The following is a 19020-nucleotide window of genomic DNA, read 5'->3' on the forward strand; positions in this document are numbered from 1 at the left end:
GTTTTTTAGACTGATTGCACTGACTTTCAGAAGGACCTCATCATGACTTTTCGCCATTGCGTCGCAGTCGATCTCGGCGCATCCAGCGGACGCGTAATGTTAGCGCGTTACGACAGTGAACATCGCAACCTGACGCTGCGTGAAATTCACCGTTTCGTGAACTGTCTGCAAAAAAAAGACGGTTTTGATACCTGGGATATCGACAGCCTGGAAGAAGCCATCCGTATCGGGCTGGAAAAAGTCTGCGATGAAGGTATTCGCATTGACAGCATCGGCATTGATACCTGGGGCGTGGATTACGTCCTGATCGATAAACAGGGGCAACGCGTCGGTCTGCCGGTCTCCTACCGCGATAGCCGCACCGCGGGCATTATGCAGCAGGCGCAAAAACAGCTCGGCAAAAGCGATATCTATCATCGCAGCGGCATCCAGTTTTTGCCGTTCAATACGCTGTATCAGCTGCGCGCGCTGGTCGCACAACAGCCCGAACAGGTTCCACAGGTGGCGCATGCCCTGCTCATCCCGGATTACTTCAGCTACCGTCTGACGGGCGAAATGAACTGGGAATACACCAATGCCACCACCACCCAGATGGTCAATATTAACAGCGACGACTGGGATGAGACGCTGCTGGCGTGGACCGGTGCAGACAAAGCGTGGTTTGGTCGCCCCACCCATCCGGGTAACGTCATTGGGTACTGGATCTGCCCACAGAAGAATCAGATCCCCGTCGTCGCCGTCGCCAGCCACGATACCGCCAGCGCGGTGATCGCGTCTCCGCTGGCGGACAAGCACAGTGCTTACCTCTCTTCCGGCACCTGGTCGTTGATGGGTTTTGAAAGCAAGTTGCCTTACACCACCGAAGAGGCGCTGGCCGCCAACATCACGAACGAAGGCGGGGCCGAAGGTCGCTATCGCGTGCTGAAAAACATTATGGGATTGTGGCTGCTCCAGCGTGTCCTGAAGGAGCGGCAGGTTACCAGCCTGCCAACGCTGATCGCCCAGACGGAAGCCCTACCCGCCTGCCAGTTCCTGATCAACCCGAACGACGATCGGTTTATCAATCCCGCCGACATGAGCGCGGAGATCCAGGCAGCCTGTCGCGAATCCGGACAACCGGTACCCGACAGCGATGCCGAACTGGCACGCTGCATCTTTGACAGTCTGGCGCTGCTGTATGCCGACGTCCTGCAGGAGCTGGCAAGCCTGCGCGGGGAAACGTTCACCCAATTACACATTGTCGGTGGTGGTTGCCAGAACACCCTGCTGAACCAGCTGTGCGCCGATGCCTGTGGTATACGCGTGATCGCAGGCCCCATTGAGGCCTCCACCCTCGGCAATATCGGCATTCAACTCATGACCCTGGACGAACTGAATAACGTTGATGAGTTCCGTCAGGTCGTGAGAGCGAACTATGACCTGACGACTTTTACCCCTAATCCAGACAGTGAAATTGCCCGCTATGTTGCGCAGTTTCAACCAACACGACAGACAAAGGAGCTTTGCGCATGACCACTCAACTTGAACAAGCCTGGGAACTGGCGAAACAACGTTTCGCGGCGATTGGTATTGATGTCGAGGAGGCGCTGCGCCAGCTCGATCGTCTGCCGGTGTCTATGCACTGCTGGCAGGGCGACGACGTAGCCGGGTTCGAAAATCCGGAAGGCTCGCTCACTGGCGGGATCCAGGCCACCGGCAACTATCCGGGAAAAGCGCGTAACGCAAGCGAACTGCGCGCCGATCTGGAGCAGGCGCTGAGCCTGATCCCTGGGCCGAAGCGTCTGAACCTGCACGCCATCTATCTCGAGTCCGATACTCCGGTTGCCCGCGACCAAATCAAACCTGAACATTTTAAAAACTGGGTGGAGTGGGCGAAAGCGAACCAGTTAGGGCTGGATTTCAACCCGTCCTGCTTCTCACACCCGCTGAGTGCCGACGGCTTCACGCTGGCGCACGCCGACGACAAAATCCGCCAGTTCTGGATCGATCACTGCAAGGCCAGCCGCCGCGTCTCGGCGTATTTCGGTGAGCAGTTGGGCACCCCGTCGGTGATGAACATCTGGATCCCGGACGGCATGAAAGACATCACCGTTGACCGGTTAGCGCCGCGTAAGCGTCTGCTGGAGGCGCTGGATGAGGTAATCAGTGAGAAGCTGGATCCGGCGCATCACATTGATGCCGTGGAGAGCAAGCTGTTTGGTATCGGCGCGGAGAGCTACACCGTCGGTTCTAACGAGTTCTACATGGGTTACGCCACCAGCCGCCAGACCGCACTGTGTCTGGACGCCGGTCACTTCCATCCGACCGAAGTGATCTCTGACAAAATCTCCTCCGCCATGCTGTATGTGCCGCGCCTGCTGCTGCACGTCAGCCGCCCGGTGCGCTGGGACAGCGACCACGTGGTACTGCTGGATGACGAAACGCAGGCCATTGCCAGCGAGATCGTGCGCCACAACCTGTTCGACCGTGTGCATATCGGCCTCGACTTCTTTGACGCCTCCATCAACCGTATCGCAGCGTGGGTTATCGGCACCCGCAATATGAAAAAAGCGCTGCTGCGCGCCCTGCTGGAACCAACCGAACAGCTGCGCCAGTTTGAAGCCCGCGGTGATTACACCGCCCGCCTGGCTCTGCTGGAAGAACAGAAATCACTGCCGTGGCAGGCCGTGTGGGAGATGTACTGCCAGAGTCACGACACGCCAGCGGGCAGCCAGTGGCTGGAAAACGTTCGGGCGTACGAAAAAGAGATTCTGAGCAAACGTAACTGATCCTTTTGCCGGATGGCGGCCTCGCCTTATCCGGCCAACTGGAATGATGCACACCGTAGGCCCGATAAGCGCTGAGCCATCGGGCATTAAATGAGACAGGTATAAAAACATGCAAAATATTACCCATTCCTGGTTTGTCCAGGGGATGATCAAGGCCACTTCTGATGCCTGGCTGAAAGGCTGGGATGAGCGCAACGGTGGCAACCTGACGCTGCGTCTGGATGAAGCGGACATTGCGCCGTTCAGCGCTGACTTCCACGAAAAACCGCGTTACATCGCCCTGAGTCAGCCGATGCCGCTGCTGGCGAATACGCCGTTTATCGTGACCGGCTCCGGTAAATTCTTCCGCAACGTACAGCTCGATCCGGCAGCGAACTTAGGCGTAGTGAAGATCGACAGCGACGGTGCGGGCTACCATATTCTCTGGGGCCTGACCCACGAAGCGGTACCGACCTCTGAACTGCCTGCGCACTTCCTCTCTCACTGCGAACGCATCAAAGCCACTAACGGCAAAGACCGCGTGATCATGCATTGCCATGCGACCAACCTGATCGCCCTGACCTACGTGCTGGAAAACAACACGCCGCTGATTACCCGCAAACTGTGGGAAGGCAGCACCGAGTGTCTGGTGGTCTTCCCGGACGGCGTTGGCATCCTGCCGTGGATGGTGCCGGGTACCGACGAAATCGGTCAGGCAACCGCCGGGGAAATGCAGAAACATTCGCTGGTACTGTGGCCATTCCACGGTGTGTTTGGCAGTGGACCGACCCTCGACGAAACCTTCGGCCTGATCGATACCGCCGAGAAGTCTGCGGAAGTACTGGTAAAAATCTATTCAATGGGCGGTATGAAGCAGACCATCACGCGTGAAGAGCTGGTAGCACTGGCTAAACGCTTTGGCGTGACCCCGCTGGCCAGCGCCATCGCGCTGTAGATCGCCTCAATCCAACGCCGGATGGCGGTTTTACCTTATCCGGTCTGACAGGCCCGATAAGCGCAGCGCCATCGGGCGATAACGCAAAGGAAAATGTTTATGAGCTTTATGCTGGCACTGCCAAAAATCAGCCTGCATGGCGCCGGAGCCATCGGCGATATGGTTAACCTCGTCGCGAATAAGCAGTGGGGTAAGGCGCTGATCGTCACCGATGGTCAGCTGGTGAAGCTGGGCCTGCTGGACAGCCTGTTCGCCGCGCTGGATGAGCATCAGATGTCTTACCATCTGTTCGATGAGGTGTTCCCGAACCCGACCGAAGCGCTGGTCCAGAAAGGCTTCGCCGCATACCAGGACGCCGCCTGTGACTACATTATCGCCTTCGGCGGCGGTAGCCCCATTGATACCGCCAAAGCGGTGAAAATCCTGACCGCTAACCCCGGTCCTTCAACGGCTTACTCCGGCGTGGGCAAAGTGAAAAATCCGGGCGTTCCGCTGGTGGCCATTAACACCACCGCGGGTACCGCTGCGGAGATGACCAGCAACGCGGTGATCATTGACTCTGCGCGTCAGGTGAAAGAAGTGATCATCGACCCGAACATCATCCCGGATATCGCCGTGGATGACGCCAGCGTGATGCTGGAAATTCCGGCCTCCGTTACGGCGGCAACCGGTATGGATGCCCTGACCCACGCGGTAGAGGCTTATGTTTCCGTCGGCGCGCATCCGCTCACGGATGCCAACGCGCTGGAAGCGATTCGCCTGATCAACCTGTGGCTGCCAAAAGCGGTCGACGACGGTCATAACCTCGAAGCCCGCGAACAAATGGCGTTTGGTCAGTACCTCGCAGGGATGGCGTTTAACAGCGCCGGTCTTGGACTGGTTCATGCGCTGGCACACCAGCCAGGCGCGACCCACAACCTGCCGCACGGCGTCTGCAATGCCATCCTGCTGCCGATTATCGAAAACTTTAACCGCCCGAACGCCGTTGCCCGTTTTGCCCGCGTGACGCAGGCAATGGGAGTGGACACCCGCGGGATGAGCGACGAAGCGGCAAGCATGGAGGCGATCAACGCGATTCGCGCCCTCAGCAAACGCGTGGGAATTCCGGCGGGATTCAGCCAGCTTGGCGTAACCAAAGAGGATATCGAAGGCTGGCTGGACAAAGCCCTCGCCGATCCGTGCGCGCCATGCAATCCGCGCACTGCCAGCCGCGATGAAGTCCGCGAGCTGTACCTGGAGGCGTTATGATCCGTAAAGCCTTTGTGATGCAGGTGAATGCCGACGCGCACGTTGAGTATCAGCGCCGCCATAACCCCATCTGGCCGGAACTGGAAGCCGTGCTGAAGGCCCACGGTGCGCACCATTACGCGATTTATCTCGACCAGGAACGCAACCTGCTGTTCGCCACCGTCGAGATTGAGTCAGAAGAGCGCTGGAACGCCGTTGCCAGCACCAATGTTTGCCAGCGCTGGTGGAAACATATGCGTGACGTTATGCCCGCCAATCCGGACAACAGCCCGGTCAGCGCTGAGTTAAAAGACGTGTTTTATCTGCCTTAACCGCTCTGTTTCCTCTCCTGACGGGGAGGAAACCTTTTTCTCCCGTAAGCAGCATTACTTTCGTTTTGTCACCCACGTCATTGCCCCACGACCCGGCACCTGCTCAGGCCTGCCGATGCTGAAAGTCTCCGGCGTCACCAAACTGGAAGACGGGACGGCATTTAACGACTCGTGTAGCGACAACCGCGCCGACAAGTTCAAAATCAAAAATAACCGGGTGGAAAAATAAAAGCCTGATGACCAGGCTCTAAGAAAAAAGCGCCTGAATCCAGGCGCCTGAGAACAGAAAATCAGAAGAAGTATTTGAAGCGGAGACGCGCGCCGTAACGGTCGTCGTCACTGGAAATTTTCTCATCGCTCTGGATTTTGGAATAATAAGTACCGAGGTAGATATTAAAGTTCTGCATATCCATCACATTCGGGATCAGGTAAGAAGCATGGACGGTATGGATATCGTAAGTCCCTTCATCAGTGATGACGCAGTCGTTATCGCATACAAAACCCTCCGCAAAGTCATCGATTTTGTTATGCGCGTAAATGTAACCAAGTTCGAAGTTTTTCCACAGGGCGTTGGCCGCAGCAGTGAAGTCTTTTTCATTATCCGCATCGAGATAAGCGGTATTCAGGTTGAACACCACGCCATTTTCCGGGTCGGTTTTCAAACCGTTCCACGTCATGGTTAAACCGTAACCGGTACGATCGGACTGATCGACAAACTCACCGGTACTGGTGTATCCGTAGGCGTTATTTACCACCTGCGATTCCATTGCTGCTGCGAAAGAGAGTTCGGTCATTGGCGACCAGGAAACAACAGGACGCAGGTAGACAACGTTTTTCTCTTTTACCATCTCACGGCCATGATAGGTACGCCCTTCAGCAGCAACATTATCACCGTCGGCATAAAGCGATGTACCGTCTTCAATCAGCGAGTTCAGTTCAAAGTACCAGTTATCAATTTGCTTACTTAACAGGAAGTTACCACCAGCATCGGAACGGCCCCGAGCCTCTTTCATCATATAAATATAGCCCTGACCATCGGTATACAAATCGTTGGCCGTATTACCGGAATGCTCAACAAAGGTATCCTGATTCAGCGGGAACATATCGTAAGCTTCGAAACGACCGACTTTTACTTTCCAGTCATTTTCCTGACCGAAGTTAAAATAAGCATCATCAAGGTTCATTTTGCCATACATATCCGCCAACGGTTGCACAGAGAAACCCGCAAAACGCCCGTCATCCAGCTTACGCATTCCGTCGAAACCAATCAGGATACGGCCATCCATATCCCACTGTTCAGTCGTATTATCTTCGTTGAGCCTGGTGAGCGTTCCTTTGCGACTTTCCGCATCCATATTGAATTCCACGTCGCCGTAGATTTTCAAATCGCCATAGCCGGAGAGCACCAGGTTAGGAGTGGTGGCGTTCTTTTTGGTCTCTTGTGCGGGCGTTGTGCCGTTGACTGGCGTATTCCCCTGAGCAACTTTAATTTCCTGGATCTCCGCAGCCTGCTGTACCTGCAATTGCTGCACCTGATTTTCCGCTTTTGCCGCACGGTTTTCCGCTGCTTCCAGCCGGGCTTCCAGTTGTTCGAGCCGCTGTTCCAGAGTCATTTTTTGCGTTTTAGCAAAGCCATTATTTGCCACTAATAATAGACCGATTGCTAAAGCTAACGTCGATTTCTTCATTATTTGCTTTCCTTGAAATAAAGAACGCCCAACGTCTTCCGACCGGAAGACGCGCAATATGCAAATCAAAAAAAAATTATTTTTATAGGTAATACGATGCCGATGACTGAAATAAAATCAGAACATTAAAACGTGGCACCAGTACAGGCTAATATTTATTATCATACTGATTTTTATGTGTAACGTGGATATTTTTAAGAATGTGAGGGATATAACACTAGTGCTGAAATTAACACAAAATAATAAAAACAATTTTATATGGTTCACAGCGAAATATAATTACAAATAATAAAAAAGCGCGAACGATAATCGCTGCGCTTTTATTTAATAAACGTTCAATTAATTCTGTTCAGCCACCAGGATCGCCTGAGTGTCAGGCTCCAGTGCTTTAAAGATATGCGCTTGATCGGCGGGGTAACAAATATAATCGCCCTCACCTAACTCTTCCGGCGCTTCCGTCAATCCCACCATCGCCTTACCCTGCGTTACGATAATATGTTCAACCGATCCCGGTGGATGCGGTTGTGAAATACGATCCGCGCCCGGCTGCGTCAGCAGCAGATAGATATCCCGCCGCGCGCCCGGTGGGCAGGCGGCCAGTAAAATGGCCTGATAGTGGGCCTGCTCGGCCACGACTTTTGTCCCTTCGCCGCGGCGAATCACCTGCGTTTTTTGCTCCTGCGGTTCCATCAGGCGCGCAAAGGGAATATCTAACGCCACACACAGTGACCAGAGCGTTTCCAGACTGGGATTGCCATTACCCGCTTCCAGCTGAGAAAGCGTGGATTTTGCGATTCCCGCTCGTCGGGCGATTTCCGCCAGCGACAGGCCGGTACGCTGACGTTCACGAACCAGACTTTTGGCAATCACACTGATGGGCTGTGTCATACACGACTCCATGTTTTTTATATCGAACGAATCGTTCGCCTTGTAAAACAAATTTTCTACGTTCATTATAATGGAAATTCGTTCGATATGGCTAAAGAGTATGAAACACCCTTTTTCATGTCTCAAAGGAGACACCGTCAAAGCAATATTTTTAGTGTGTCTGGCCGTCGGGATTGTCGGCATGTCTTACGGCTCGCTGGCAATAGCCTACGGCTTCCCCATTTGGGTACCGTTTGTACTCTCCATTTTTGTACTGGCCGGGGCGTCCGAGTTTATGTTTATCGGCATTGTCGCCAGCGGTGGTAATCCACTGGCAGCCGCCGCGGCCGGTTTGCTGGTTAACGCTCGTCACATCCCGTTTGGCGTGACGGTACGCGATCTGGTCGGCACACGCACCGCCAGCTTTTTTGGCTGCCATATCATGAATGATGAAAGCGTGGTGTTCGGTCTGTCGCAAAAAACGCCAGAGCAGCGTAAAGCCGCCTACTGGCTGTGCGGCCTTGGCGTGGCGATCCTGTGGCCGCTGGGAACGTTGCTGGGTACTGTCGTCGGCAAGCTGCTCCCGGCGCCGGAAACGATCGGGCTGGATGCGGTTTTCCCGGCAATTTTACTGGCACTCGTTGTCCCGGCATTTAAAAACCGCACCACGCTGGTCCGCGCCTGTAGCGGCGCGGCGCTGTCGCTTGCCGCCGTCCCCTTTGCCCCGGTGGGGCTACCGGTTCTGCTCTCCCTGCTTGGCTTACTGACGAGGAAAAAATAATGGGTAATATGACGCTGTTTATCGTTGGGATCGCCATGTTATCTCTGGGAACGTATTTAATGCGTTTAGGGGGAGCTAAGCTTGGAAGCCGTTTAGCGTTCTCAGAACGCTCACAGGCGCTGCTTTCCGATGCTGCAACGGTGTTACTGTTCTCCGTCGCCCTGGCAACCACTTTTTACGAGGGAGAGAATTTTGCCGGAATGGCGCGCGTGCTCGGCGTGGCTTTTGCGGTATTTCTCGCCTGGCGCAAAATGCCGCTAATCTTGGTGATCGTTGCCGCCGCGGTGGTAACCGCACTGCTACGAATGGTGGGCATACACTAAAAATATAATTACCCTGGCGAAATATTCATCAGGGTAATTACCTGTAGCGTTATGTGTTTTACCCCACAAAAACAGGCGCTAACTCTGCCTCAAATTGTCACTCCCCCCTGACATATTGCCGCTCATCTCTTCACCGGTTCACCGTTAAAATCAATTAAACAGTTTTTAACGGAGTCCCACTATGACAGCCCTTACAGCTAACTGCATTGACCTGAATATTCAGGGGAATAGCGTTTATGCCATCCTCAAGCAACTGGCGAATATGGCGCTTCAAAATGGCTACGTCTCTGACCGCAGCGCCTTCCTGCAAACGCTCCTGATGCGGGAAAAACTGCATTCTACGGGATTTGGTTCGGGTATCGCCGTCCCTCACGGCAAAAGCGCCTGCGTGAAACACCCCTTTGTTCTGTTCGCCCGTAAAGACCAGCAGGTTGACTGGCAGGCCAGCGATGGCGAAGCCGTCAACTGCTGGATCTGCCTCGGCGTGCCGCAAACCGGCGAGGACGCCCAGGTCAAAATCATTGGCACCCTGTGCCGCAAAATCATCCACCAGGATTTTATCAACCAACTGAAACAGGGTGATGTCAGTCAGGTACTCACTTTGTTAAATCAGACCTTAACCTCATAGGGAAGCGGCTATGGAGTCATCCTTACGTTTAGTGGCGATCACCAACTGCCCGGCGGGTATTGCCCACACTTACATGGTTGCAGAAGCGCTGGAGCAAAAAGCGCGCTCGCTCGGCCATACGATTAAAGTTGAAACCCAGGGCTCAAGCGGCGTCGAAAACCGACTGACCAGTGAAGAGATTGCCGCTGCCGATTACGTTATTCTGGCCACCGGTCGCGGCCTGAGCGGTGAAGATCGCGCACGCTTCGCCGGGAAAAAGGTGTTTGAGATCGCCATCTCCCAGGCGCTGAAGAATATCGACCAGATTTTTACCCGGTTACCCTCTCATTCACAGCTGTTTGCCGCAGACAGCGGCGTGAAGCTGGGTAAACAAGATGTGCAACAGGGCAGCGTGATGAGCCACCTGATGGCGGGGGTTTCTGCGGCTCTGCCGTTTGTTATCGGCGGCGGTATTCTGGTGGCTATCGCCAATATGCTGGTGCAGTTTGGCTTACCCTATACCGATATGTCGAAAGGCGCGCCGTCGTTTACCTGGATTGTCGAATCCATCGGCTATCTGGGCTTCACCTTTATGATCCCGATTATGGGCGCGTATATCGCGTGGTCGATTGCAGACAAACCCGCGTTTGCTCCGGCATTCCTGGTGTGTTATCTGGCCAATGATAAAGGTCTGCTCGGCACTCAGTCGGGCGCGGGTTTTCTCGGTGCGGTGGTGCTGGGGCTGGCGATCGGCTACTTCGTGCTGTGGTTTCGCAAAGTGCGCCTCGGCAAAGCGCTTCAGCCGCTGCTCGGTTCAATGCTGATCCCGTTTGTCACCCTGCTGCTGTTTGGCGTGCTGACCTATTACGTCATCGGGCCGGTGATGTCCGATCTTATGGGCGGCCTGTTGCATTTCCTGAATACCATTCCCCCCTCAATGAAAATGGGCGCGGCTTTCCTCGTAGGTGCGATGCTGGCATTTGATATGGGCGGGCCTGTCAATAAAACCGCCTGGTTCTTTTGCTTCTCGCTGCTGGAAAAACATATCTATGACTGGTACGCCATCGTCGGCGTGGTCGCGCTGATGCCGCCCGTCGCGGCGGGTATCGCCACTTATCTGGCACCGAAGCTGTTTACCCAACTGGAGAAAGCCGCCGCCAGCAGCGCGATTGTGGTCGGCGCAACCGTCGCCACCGAACCGGCGATCCCTTACGCACTGGCTGCGCCACTGCCGATGATTACCGCCAATACGCTTTCCGGCGGCATTACCGGCATGCTGGTGATCGCCTTCGGAATCAAACGTCTCGCGCCGGGGTTAGGTATCTTTGACCCGCTGATTGGCCTGATGTCTCCGGTGGGGTCGTTTTATCTGGTGCTGGCGATGGGTCTGGCGCTGAACATTTCGTTAATCATCATTCTGAAAGGGTTGTGGCTAAGGCGTAAAGCCGCGCAACAGGAGCTTGCCCATGAACATTGAGTTACTTCAGCAATTATGTGAAGCCAGCGCCGTCAGCGGTGATGAGCAGGAAGTTCGCACCCTCCTCATTAACACGCTGGAACACTGCGCGGATGAAATCACTTTTGACGGTCTCGGCAGCTTTGTCGCCCGCAAAGGCAACTGCGGGCCGAAGGTGGCGGTAGTGGGCCATATGGATGAAGTCGGCTTTATGGTAACCCATATCGATGATGCTGGCTTTTTGCGCTTCACCACCATTGGCGGCTGGTGGAGCCAGTCGATGCTGAACCACCGGGTCACCATTCGTACCCGCAACGGCGTGAAGGTACCCGGCGTTATCGGCTCCGTCGCCCCTCATGCCTTAACGGACAAGCAGAAACAGCAGCCGCTGACATTTGACGAAATGTTCATTGATATGGGTGCGAACAGCCGTGAAGAGGTGGAAAAACGTGGCATTGCGATTGGCGACTTCATCAGCCCGGAGGCTAACTTTGCCCGCTGGGGAGAAGATAAGATTGTCGGCAAAGCGCTGGATAACCGGGTGGGCTGCGCCCTGATGGCAGAACTTTTACAGGCGGTGGATAACCCCGAAATCACTCTCTACGGCGTTGGCAGCGTTGAAGAAGAAGTTGGCCTGCGCGGGGCGCAAACGTCGGCGGAGCATATCAAACCTGACGTGGTGATCGTGCTGGATACCGCCGTCGCCGGCGACGTGCCCGGTATCGACAGCATTAAATATCCGCTCAGGCTGGGCAAAGGACCAGGTCTGATGCTGTTTGATAAACGCTATTTCGCCAGTCAGCAGCTGGTCGCGGCCTTAAAAGAGAGCGCGAAAAAAAGCGACGCCCCCTTGCAGTTTTGCACCATGAAAACCGGGGCAACGGACGGCGGGCGCTATAACGTAATGGGCGGCGGGCGTCCGGTCGCCGCGCTGTGCCTGCCCACCCGCTATCTGCATGCTAACAGCGGTATGATTTCCGCCGCAGATTATGATGCGCTGTTTACGCTGGTGCGCGAACTGCTGACCTCACTGACGGTGGAAAAAGTGAAGTCCTTCACCGATTTTCGCCAGGAGGGTTAATGTTAAACGAGCGCCAGTTAGCCATCGTGGACAGCCTCGAACAGCAGCCATGCTCGCTGGGCGAGCTGGCGCGGCAAACTGGTGTTTCGAGCCGGACTATCCTGCGCGATATTGATTATCTCAACTTCACGCTCAGCGGTAAGGCCCGTATTCAACCCGGCGGCAGCGCGGGCTATCAGCTGGAAATCGTCGACAGGCGCAGCTTTTTCCAGCTCCTGCAACGTCATGATAATGATGATCGGTTACTGGCGTTCCTGTTGCTGAACACCTTCACGCCCCGGGCACAGCTGGCCTCTGCGCTCAACCTGCCCGAAACCTGGGTTGCAGAGCGGTTGCCGCGCCTGAAGCAGCGCTATGAGCGCGCATTTTGCCTGGCCAGCCGGCCGGGCGTCGGTCATTTTATTGATGAACCAGAAGAAAAACGCCTTATCCTGCTGGCGAATCTGCTTAAAAAAGATCCGTTATTGATTCCACTACCGGGCATTACCCGGGACAACATCGAGCGGCTTAGCGCGGCATGCGAACACCTGGATGAGTTTCCTCTGATGTCCGGAGAATATCTTGCCAGTCTGGTACTGGCGGTCTATGCCCTGCGTAATCAGCTCTCCACCGCAGGGCCGGAATGTCGACATGCCACGCTGAAAAAAGTTGTGGAGCAGGGAGGGATCTATCTGGGCGATCGCGCGTGCGCAACGCTGATTGGTCTTCTGGAAAACCGGCAGCGGCAGGCAATGACCATTTCCACCGATGTCGTGGTTTCTCTGTTACAAAGCATACCTGGCGTCGCCTCGCTGAATATTATCGACACCCAGCTGACCGATAACATCACCGGACATTTACTGAGGTGTGTTTCAGCCCCCCTGTGGATACCGGAACATCGCCAGAGCAGCATGAATAACCTGAAAGCAGCCTGGCCCGCCGCCTTCGATATGAGCCTGCGCTTTATCGCCCTGCTGCGCGAACGGTTAGATATTCCGCTATTCGACAGTGACCTGATTGGGCTCTATTTTGCCTGTGCCCTGGAGCGGCATCAAAATGAGCGTCAGCCGATCATTTTGTTATCCGATCAGAACGCCATTGCCACCATTAATCAGCAGGCTATTGAGCGCGACGTACTGAATTGTCGGGTAATGATTGCGCGAAATCCCGGTGAGGTGAAGGCCATCAGTCAGGAGGTTGAGCCACTGCTGATCGTCAATAACAGCCACTATTTGCTGGACGATTCCTCAAGAAACGTCCTGACCATTAAAAACATCATTACAGCCTCCGGCACAGAGCAGATTAAAAGCTATCTCGCCACGGCGTTTATTCGCCAGCAGCCGGAGCGTTTCTTTTCTGAATCAGGCAGTTTCCACTATCCGAATACCCCGGAAGAAGGCTGGCTCAGCATCACCCGCCAAATTTGCGTCCGGCTCATGGCTCAGGCGCATATTACCCAGGATGAAGCACAGCGCATCTGCGCCCGTGAAAGTGAAGGTGAGAACCTGATTGTCAATCACCTGGCCATCCCCCACTGCTGGAGTGAACAGGAGCGCCGTTTTCGCGGATTCTTTGTCACCCTGGCCCATCCCGTGCAGGTTAACAATGAACCGGTCAGCCATGTGTTGATTGCCTGTGCCGCCGCCGATGCGCGTCATGAGTTAAAAATATTCAGCTATCTGGCCAGCGTGCTGTACCGCCATCCGGCAGAAACTATTTGCGGATTAAATGGGCATGAGGCGTTTATTGCGCTGTTAAAACAGTAATAGCCGACAACAAAAGCGCCTCAGGGGGTGATGCGGGTCACTTAAGGATTGATTAACCGCAAAGCCCTGTGCGGGGAAGACTCAATATGCCGGATTCGGTTAATTATTCCGTTCACGTCATGTTCTGCGCCTTTCTGACATCCCTGCTCCTGTGAACGGGTTAAGGGTGCTATCGCCGCACCCTTAACAATCCCGGCTCCCGGCAGGAAAATTGTCGCTTCGCGATACCCTCCGTTTATTCCTCCAGGCTACCGGGCCGGGCGCGATGTAGCGACCCTGCAAAACGCGCCCTGAACCCGCATCCATGCGGGTTCTCCCGGCCTTACGGAAACACGTCGGCAATTTTCAGCCGGACTGTTCCACACCTGGCCCCTTGTGCGGTCTGTATTTTTATTAAAGCGAAACGGATTTAACTGAAAGTCAGCGTGCTGAAGCGATGGGCCTGGTCCGGCATGAAAATCGATGAGACGTTGGCGGATGACCGGGTCCGCCCGCAGGGATGCGGGCGGAGGGGACGGCCTGCATGGACGCAGGCTCGTCCCCGACCCGAAGGAAGACGACATAAGGCGAATGGACCACGAAGTGGCGATTTTCCCTGCCGGGAGCCTGGGTTGCAAGGGAGGCGGCGGCGAGCCTCCCTTGCCCGTTCACGGGAATGAGGGTTTCAGAGAAACAATGAACATATGGTGAACGGAACCCTTTGCCATTGTTAAAAATTCTCCGTTATCTCTTAAACGGTTGGCATCAGCCCCTGAGGCGCTTACTTCGACAATGGCGATATTGTTATTTCAGCAGTTCAGCGGTCATGTGCACGCGGTTACCGGTATAAGCAGAGGTGATTTTATAATCGCTGGCGCCCGCCTGCTGTGCCTGAGCCGCAATTTTTGCTTCAGCGCTGTCCAGCGTGGAGCCGGTAGCAGTAATTGACTGGGCGGCAAAAGAACCGAAAGAAGTAGCGAGAGCGATGACTGCGACAAAAGTTTTGATGCTTTTCATGGTATAAACCCTTTAGTTTTGTTGTTTGAGTAAGGCACTATGCCTTGATTTAATAAATCATAGGCTGATACTCAGGCAACTAAAAGCGGAAGGATTTGCCCATCTCATTCAAATTAATTGACAATTATTTATTCAGCGGTAAGACGCCGGGGATGAGTATAAATCGTCGCCCTGCCCGGCTTGCAAAAACCCACCAGCGTCAGGTTGCAGCGCTCGGCCACTTCAACGGCGAGCGTCGTCGCTGCGGAAACCGCAAACAGAATCTCCACGCCGCACATTGCCGATTTCTGCACCATCTCATAGCTCGCGCGACTGGAGACTAACACCGCGCCATGTTGCCAGGCGGCGCCTTCGGCGGCACGACGGCCAAGCAGTTTGTCCAGCGCCACGTGACGACCAACATCCTCGTGCCCACCCGCCAGATCGCCCGACGGCATCATCCACGCCGCCGCATGCGTGCAACCAGTGAGTTGCCCCACGGGTTGAAAATCATTCAGATGTCTTAGCGCGTGGTCAAGATTTGCCAGGCTGAAACGCTGGGAGAAAGGTAAAGGCTGAACTGGCCTGCCGATGTCATTGAGCTGCTCAACGCCGCAAACGCCGCATCCGGTTCGCCCGGCCAGCGCACGACGGCGCGCTTTCAGTCCCATAAAACGGCGGCTGGAGAGTTCAATCTGGACTTCAAGACCGTTACAGGAAGGGACCACATCCATCCCGAAGATCTCGCCTGGGCTTTCAATAATTCCCTCTGACAGGGAAAAACCCACCGCAAAATGCTCAAGATCTTTCGGCGAAGCCATCATCACCACGTGGGAAATACCGTTGTATACCAGCGCAACGGGGACTTCTTCCGCTACCTCGTCCGGCTGAGGATGTTGCAAATCCTCGCGTTTCCAGAGGGTGAGCTGGCGAAAGCCTGTGATATTTGTCACATTATGGACTTCTTCTGGATGTATCTTATTCACTTTCTTTTAACCGTATAAGAACACGCGTACCAACATTGTGGTATTCTGTCACAAACCCCTCCTGGATGGAGGGAAATTGACCCAATTCTGGACCTTTGCGGTCCCGTCCGCAAAGAAAAATAACAATCACGCCCCGGCACTCATGAATGTGGAAGGGATGTGACAATGTCGAAACAAGGAGTGAACCATGCAGGTCAGCAGAAGGCAGTTCTTTAAGATCTGCGCTGGCGGTATGGCAGGCACCACGGCGGCGGCACTGGGTTTTGCACCCAGCGTAGCGCTCGCGGAAACACGGCAATACAAACTGCTGCGCACCCGCGAAACCCGTAACACCTGCACTTACTGCTCCGTTGGCTGTGGGCTGTTGATGTACAGCCTCGGCGACGGTGCAAAAAACGCCAAAGCATCTATCTTCCATATCGAAGGTGACCCGGACCATCCGGTTAACCGTGGCGCGCTCTGCCCGAAAGGGGCCGGTCTGGTGGATTTCATCCACTCCGAAAGCCGCCTGAAGTTCCCGGAATACCGCGCGCCAGGCTCAGATAAATGGCAACAAATCAGCTGGGATGAGGCATTCGACCGCATCGCTAAGCTGATGAAAGAAGACCGTGACGCCAACTACATTGCTCAAAACGCCGAAGGCGTGACCGTTAACCGCTGGCTCTCCACCGGGATGCTGTGCGCTTCCGCATCCAGTAACGAAACCGGCTTTTTAACGCAAAAATTTGCCCGCGCGCTCGGCATGCTCGCGGTCGACAACCAGGCGCGTGTCTGACACGGACCAACGGTAGCAAGTCTTGCTCCAACATTTGGTCGCGGTGCGATGACCAACCACTGGGTCGACATCAAGAACGCCAACCTCATCGTGGTGATGGGCGGTAACGCCGCTGAAGCTCACCCGGTAGGATTCCGCTGGGCGATGGAAGCCAAAATTCACAACGGCGCGAAGCTGATTGTTATCGATCCGCGCTTCACGCGTACCGCGTCAGTGGCCGATTTCTATACGCCAATTCGTTCAGGTACTGACATTGCCTTCCTGTCAGGCGTCATACTGTACCTGCTGACTAACGAAAAATATAACCGCGAATACACTGAGGCTTACACTAACGCCAGCCTGATCGTGCGTGAAGATTTTGGCTTCGAAGATGGCCTGTTCACCGGCTATGACGCGGATAAACGCAAGTACGACAAAACCAGCTGGAACTACGAGCTGGACGAAAACGGCTTTGCCAAACGCGATACGACGCTGCAACACCCGCGCTGCGTCTGGAACCTGCTGAAACAGCACGTTTCCCGCTATACGCCGGATGTGGTGGAAAATATCTGCGGCACGCCAAAAGCCGACTTCCTGAAGGTGTGTGAGTACATTGCAGAAACAAGCCGCGCGGATAAAACCGCGTCGTTCCTGTATGCGCTGGGCTGGACGCAACACTCCATCGGTTCGCAGAACATCCGCACCATGGCGATGATTCAGCTGCTGCTCGGCAATATGGGGATGGCCGGCGGCGGTGTTAACGCCCTGCGCGGTCACTCGAATATTCAAGGGCTGACGGATCTGGGCTTACTGTCGCAAAGTCTGCCGGGTTACCTGACGCTGCCGAACGAAAAACAGGCTGACCTGCAAACCTACCTGACCGCCAACACGCCGAAACCGCTGTTGAAAGACCAGGTAAACTACTGGGGCAACTACCCGAAATTCTTCGTCTCACTGATGAAGTCCTTCTACGGCGATAAAGCAACGGCGGAAAACAGCTGGGGCTTTGACTGGCTGCCAAAATGGGACAAAGGGTACGACGTACTGCAATACTTCGAAATGATGAAAGAGGGCAAAGTCAATGGCTACATCTGCCAGGGCTTCAACCCGGTCGCTTCATTCCCGAACAAAAACAAGACGATTGCTTCACTGTCCAAACTGAAGTACCTGGTGACTATCGATCCGCTCAACACCGAAACGTCCACCTTCTGGCAAAACCACGGTGAGTCGAACGACGTTGATCCATCGAAAATCCAGACCGAAGTGTTCCGTCTTCCGTCCACCTGCTTCGCTGAAGAGAACGGTTCAATCGTTAACTCCGGCCGCTGGCTGCAATGGCACTGGAAAGGCGCGGACGCCCCAGGGATTGCCGTCACCGATGGCGAGATTCTGGCCGGTATCTTCCTGCGTCTGCGTAAGATGTACGCCGAACAGAGCGGCGCCAACCCGGAACAGGTGCTGAGCATGAGCTGGAACTACTCCACCCCGCATGAACCGGCCTCGGAAGAAGTGGCGATGGAGAACAACGGTAAGGCGCTGGCAGATCTTGTCGATCCGGCAACCGGTGCTGTGATCGTGAAAAAAGGCCAGCAGCTCAGCTCGTTTGCTCAGCTGCGTGATGACGGCACCACCGCCAGCGGCTGCTGGATTTTCGCCGGTAGCTGGACGCCGGAAGGCAACCAGATGGCGCGTCGTGACAACGCAGACCCGTCAGGTCTTGGCAATACGCTGGGCTGGGCGTGGGCGTGGCCGTTGAACCGCCGCATCCTGTACAACCGTGCTTCCGCTGATCCACAGGGAAATCCGTGGGATCCGAAGCGCCAGATCCTGAAATGGGATGGCGCGAAATGGGGTGGAATGGATATTCCGGACTACAGCGCCGCCGCACCCGGCAGCGATGTCGGACCGTTCATCATGCAGCCGGAAGGAATGGGTCGCCTGTTTGCTCTCGACAAGATGGCGGAAGGGCCGTTCCCGGAACACTACGAGCCGTTTGAAACGCCGCTGGGTACGAACCCGCTGCACCCGAACGTTATCTCTAACCCTGCCGCCCGTATCTTCAAGGGCGACGCCGAAGCGTTGGGTAAAGCCGATAAGTTCCCGTATGTCGGAACCACTTATCGTCTGACCGAGCACTTCCACTACTGGACCAAACATGCGCTGCTGAATGCCATCGCGCAGCCGGAACAGTTTGTGGAGATTGGTGAGAAGCTGGCGAATAAACTGGGTATCTCCCATGGCGATACCGTTAAGGTCTCCTCCAACCGCGGCTATATCAAAGCCAAAGCGGTGGTGACCAAGCGTATCCGCACGCTGAAGGCCGACAGCAAGGATATTGATACCATCGGTATTCCGATTCACTGGGGCTATGAAGGCGTGGCGAAGAAAGGGTTTATTGCTAACACCCTGACGCCGTCCGTCGGCGATGCGAACTCACAGACGCCAGAATTCAAGTCCTTTCTGGTAAACGTGGAAAAGGTGTAGCGGAGACGACTT

At 55.0% G+C, this 19020-nt stretch carries 16 protein-coding genes; 12 read left to right on the top strand and 4 right to left on the bottom strand.

The features are described from left to right. Window positions 1-42: 42 nt before the first annotated feature. The 5 genes from rhaB to rhaM all read left to right on the top strand — a co-directional run bounded on the left by rhaB (window position 43) and on the right by rhaM (window position 5261). The gene (rhaB, locus tag C3432_RS25100) at window positions 43-1512 is read left to right on the top strand and encodes a rhamnulokinase (RefSeq protein ID WP_103780023.1); all 1470 of its coding nucleotides are present in this window, start codon (window positions 43-45) and stop codon (window positions 1510-1512) included. Further along, the gene (gene rhaA, locus C3432_RS25105) at window positions 1509-2768 is read left to right on the top strand and encodes an L-rhamnose isomerase (RefSeq protein ID WP_103780025.1); all 1260 of its coding nucleotides are present in this window, start codon (window positions 1509-1511) and stop codon (window positions 2766-2768) included. The genes rhaB and rhaA overlap by 4 nt, the downstream gene beginning before the upstream one ends. 109 nt (window positions 2769-2877) lie before the next feature. Further along, a complete protein-coding gene (gene rhaD, locus C3432_RS25110; RefSeq protein WP_103780027.1) occupies window positions 2878-3702 on the top strand; it encodes a rhamnulose-1-phosphate aldolase in 825 nt (274 codons plus the stop codon). A gap of 99 nt (window positions 3703-3801) precedes the next feature. Further along, complete coding sequence (gene fucO, locus C3432_RS25115; RefSeq protein ID WP_103780029.1) at window positions 3802-4950, top strand: lactaldehyde reductase; 1149 nt, start codon at window positions 3802-3804, stop codon at window positions 4948-4950. Continuing rightward, window positions 4947-5261, top strand: a complete 315-nt coding sequence (rhaM, locus tag C3432_RS25120) for an L-rhamnose mutarotase (RefSeq protein ID WP_103780031.1) — start codon at window positions 4947-4949, stop codon at window positions 5259-5261. The genes fucO and rhaM overlap by 4 nt, the downstream gene beginning before the upstream one ends. A gap of 290 nt (window positions 5262-5551) precedes the next feature. Here the strand turns inward: rhaM and C3432_RS25125 are convergent, their stop codons facing one another. Continuing rightward, window positions 5552-6949: a carbohydrate porin gene (locus C3432_RS25125; RefSeq protein ID WP_103780033.1), complete on the bottom strand. Its 1398-nt coding sequence runs from the start codon at window positions 6947-6949 to the stop codon at window positions 5552-5554. A gap of 339 nt (window positions 6950-7288) precedes the next feature. Next, window positions 7289-7837 (bottom strand): helix-turn-helix domain-containing protein, encoded by a 549-nt coding sequence (locus C3432_RS25130; RefSeq protein ID WP_103780035.1) that lies wholly within the window; start codon window positions 7835-7837, stop codon window positions 7289-7291. Window positions 7838-7937: 100 nt separating this feature from the next. Between C3432_RS25130 and C3432_RS25135 the strand changes: the two genes are divergently transcribed. The 6 genes from C3432_RS25135 (at window position 7938) to C3432_RS25160 (ending at window position 13809) form a co-directional block, all read left to right on the top strand. After that, a complete protein-coding gene (locus C3432_RS25135) occupies window positions 7938-8597 on the top strand; it encodes an AzlC family ABC transporter permease (protein WP_103780037.1) in 660 nt (219 codons plus the stop codon). Next, on the top strand, window positions 8597-8920 hold the full coding sequence (locus C3432_RS25140) for an AzlD domain-containing protein (protein ID WP_103780039.1): 324 nt from the start codon (window positions 8597-8599) through the stop codon (window positions 8918-8920). The genes C3432_RS25135 and C3432_RS25140 overlap by 1 nt, the downstream gene beginning before the upstream one ends. A gap of 181 nt (window positions 8921-9101) precedes the next feature. Further along, window positions 9102-9548: a PTS fructose transporter subunit IIA gene (locus C3432_RS25145; RefSeq protein ID WP_103780041.1), complete on the top strand. Its 447-nt coding sequence runs from the start codon at window positions 9102-9104 to the stop codon at window positions 9546-9548. Window positions 9549-9558: 10 nt separating this feature from the next. Next, the gene (locus tag C3432_RS25150) at window positions 9559-11004 is read left to right on the top strand and encodes a PTS fructose-like transporter subunit IIBC (protein WP_103780043.1); all 1446 of its coding nucleotides are present in this window, start codon (window positions 9559-9561) and stop codon (window positions 11002-11004) included. Beyond that, window positions 10994-12064, top strand: a complete 1071-nt coding sequence (locus tag C3432_RS25155; protein ID WP_103780045.1) for an aminopeptidase — start codon at window positions 10994-10996, stop codon at window positions 12062-12064. The genes C3432_RS25150 and C3432_RS25155 overlap by 11 nt, the downstream gene beginning before the upstream one ends. Continuing rightward, window positions 12064-13809, top strand: a complete 1746-nt coding sequence (locus tag C3432_RS25160) for a putative frv operon regulatory protein (RefSeq protein WP_103780047.1) — start codon at window positions 12064-12066, stop codon at window positions 13807-13809. The genes C3432_RS25155 and C3432_RS25160 overlap by 1 nt, the downstream gene beginning before the upstream one ends. Before the next feature lie 783 nt (window positions 13810-14592). Here C3432_RS25160 and C3432_RS25175 read toward each other — a convergent pair. Beyond that, the gene (locus C3432_RS25175; RefSeq protein WP_103780049.1) at window positions 14593-14805 is read right to left on the bottom strand and encodes a YdgH/BhsA/McbA-like domain containing protein; all 213 of its coding nucleotides are present in this window, start codon (window positions 14803-14805) and stop codon (window positions 14593-14595) included. A 128-nt stretch (window positions 14806-14933) separates the two neighbouring features. After that, window positions 14934-15770: a formate dehydrogenase accessory sulfurtransferase FdhD gene (gene fdhD / locus C3432_RS25180; protein ID WP_103780051.1), complete on the bottom strand. Its 837-nt coding sequence runs from the start codon at window positions 15768-15770 to the stop codon at window positions 14934-14936. Between the two features lie 187 nt (window positions 15771-15957). Here fdhD and fdnG point away from each other — a divergent pair, with 187 nt between their 5' ends. Then, window positions 15958-19008, top strand: a complete 3051-nt coding sequence (gene fdnG, locus C3432_RS25190) for a formate dehydrogenase-N subunit alpha (RefSeq protein WP_146050969.1) — start codon at window positions 15958-15960, stop codon at window positions 19006-19008. Window positions 19009-19020: the final 12 nt, after the last annotated feature.

Source organism: Citrobacter amalonaticus, assembly GCF_002918555.1.
GTDB lineage: Bacteria > Pseudomonadota > Gammaproteobacteria > Enterobacterales > Enterobacteriaceae > Citrobacter_C > Citrobacter_C amalonaticus_A.

Coding starts and splice junctions, on each gene's coding strand:
- rhaB (WP_103780023.1), top strand. CDS start 43: ATGACTTTTCGCCATTGCGTCGCAGTCGATCTCGGCGCATCCAGCGGA.
- rhaA (WP_103780025.1), top strand. CDS start 1,509: ATGACCACTCAACTTGAACAAGCCTGGGAACTGGCGAAACAACGTTTC.
- rhaD (WP_103780027.1), top strand. CDS start 2,878: ATGCAAAATATTACCCATTCCTGGTTTGTCCAGGGGATGATCAAGGCC.
- fucO (WP_103780029.1), top strand. CDS start 3,802: ATGAGCTTTATGCTGGCACTGCCAAAAATCAGCCTGCATGGCGCCGGA.
- rhaM (WP_103780031.1), top strand. CDS start 4,947: ATGATCCGTAAAGCCTTTGTGATGCAGGTGAATGCCGACGCGCACGTT.
- C3432_RS25125 (WP_103780033.1), bottom strand. CDS start 6,949: ATGAAGAAATCGACGTTAGCTTTAGCAATCGGTCTATTATTAGTGGCA.
- C3432_RS25130 (WP_103780035.1), bottom strand. CDS start 7,837: ATGACACAGCCCATCAGTGTGATTGCCAAAAGTCTGGTTCGTGAACGT.
- C3432_RS25135 (WP_103780037.1), top strand. CDS start 7,938: ATGAAACACCCTTTTTCATGTCTCAAAGGAGACACCGTCAAAGCAATA.
- C3432_RS25140 (WP_103780039.1), top strand. CDS start 8,597: ATGGGTAATATGACGCTGTTTATCGTTGGGATCGCCATGTTATCTCTG.
- C3432_RS25145 (WP_103780041.1), top strand. CDS start 9,102: ATGACAGCCCTTACAGCTAACTGCATTGACCTGAATATTCAGGGGAAT.
- C3432_RS25150 (WP_103780043.1), top strand. CDS start 9,559: ATGGAGTCATCCTTACGTTTAGTGGCGATCACCAACTGCCCGGCGGGT.
- C3432_RS25155 (WP_103780045.1), top strand. CDS start 10,994: ATGAACATTGAGTTACTTCAGCAATTATGTGAAGCCAGCGCCGTCAGC.
- C3432_RS25160 (WP_103780047.1), top strand. CDS start 12,064: ATGTTAAACGAGCGCCAGTTAGCCATCGTGGACAGCCTCGAACAGCAG.
- C3432_RS25175 (WP_103780049.1), bottom strand. CDS start 14,805: ATGAAAAGCATCAAAACTTTTGTCGCAGTCATCGCTCTCGCTACTTCT.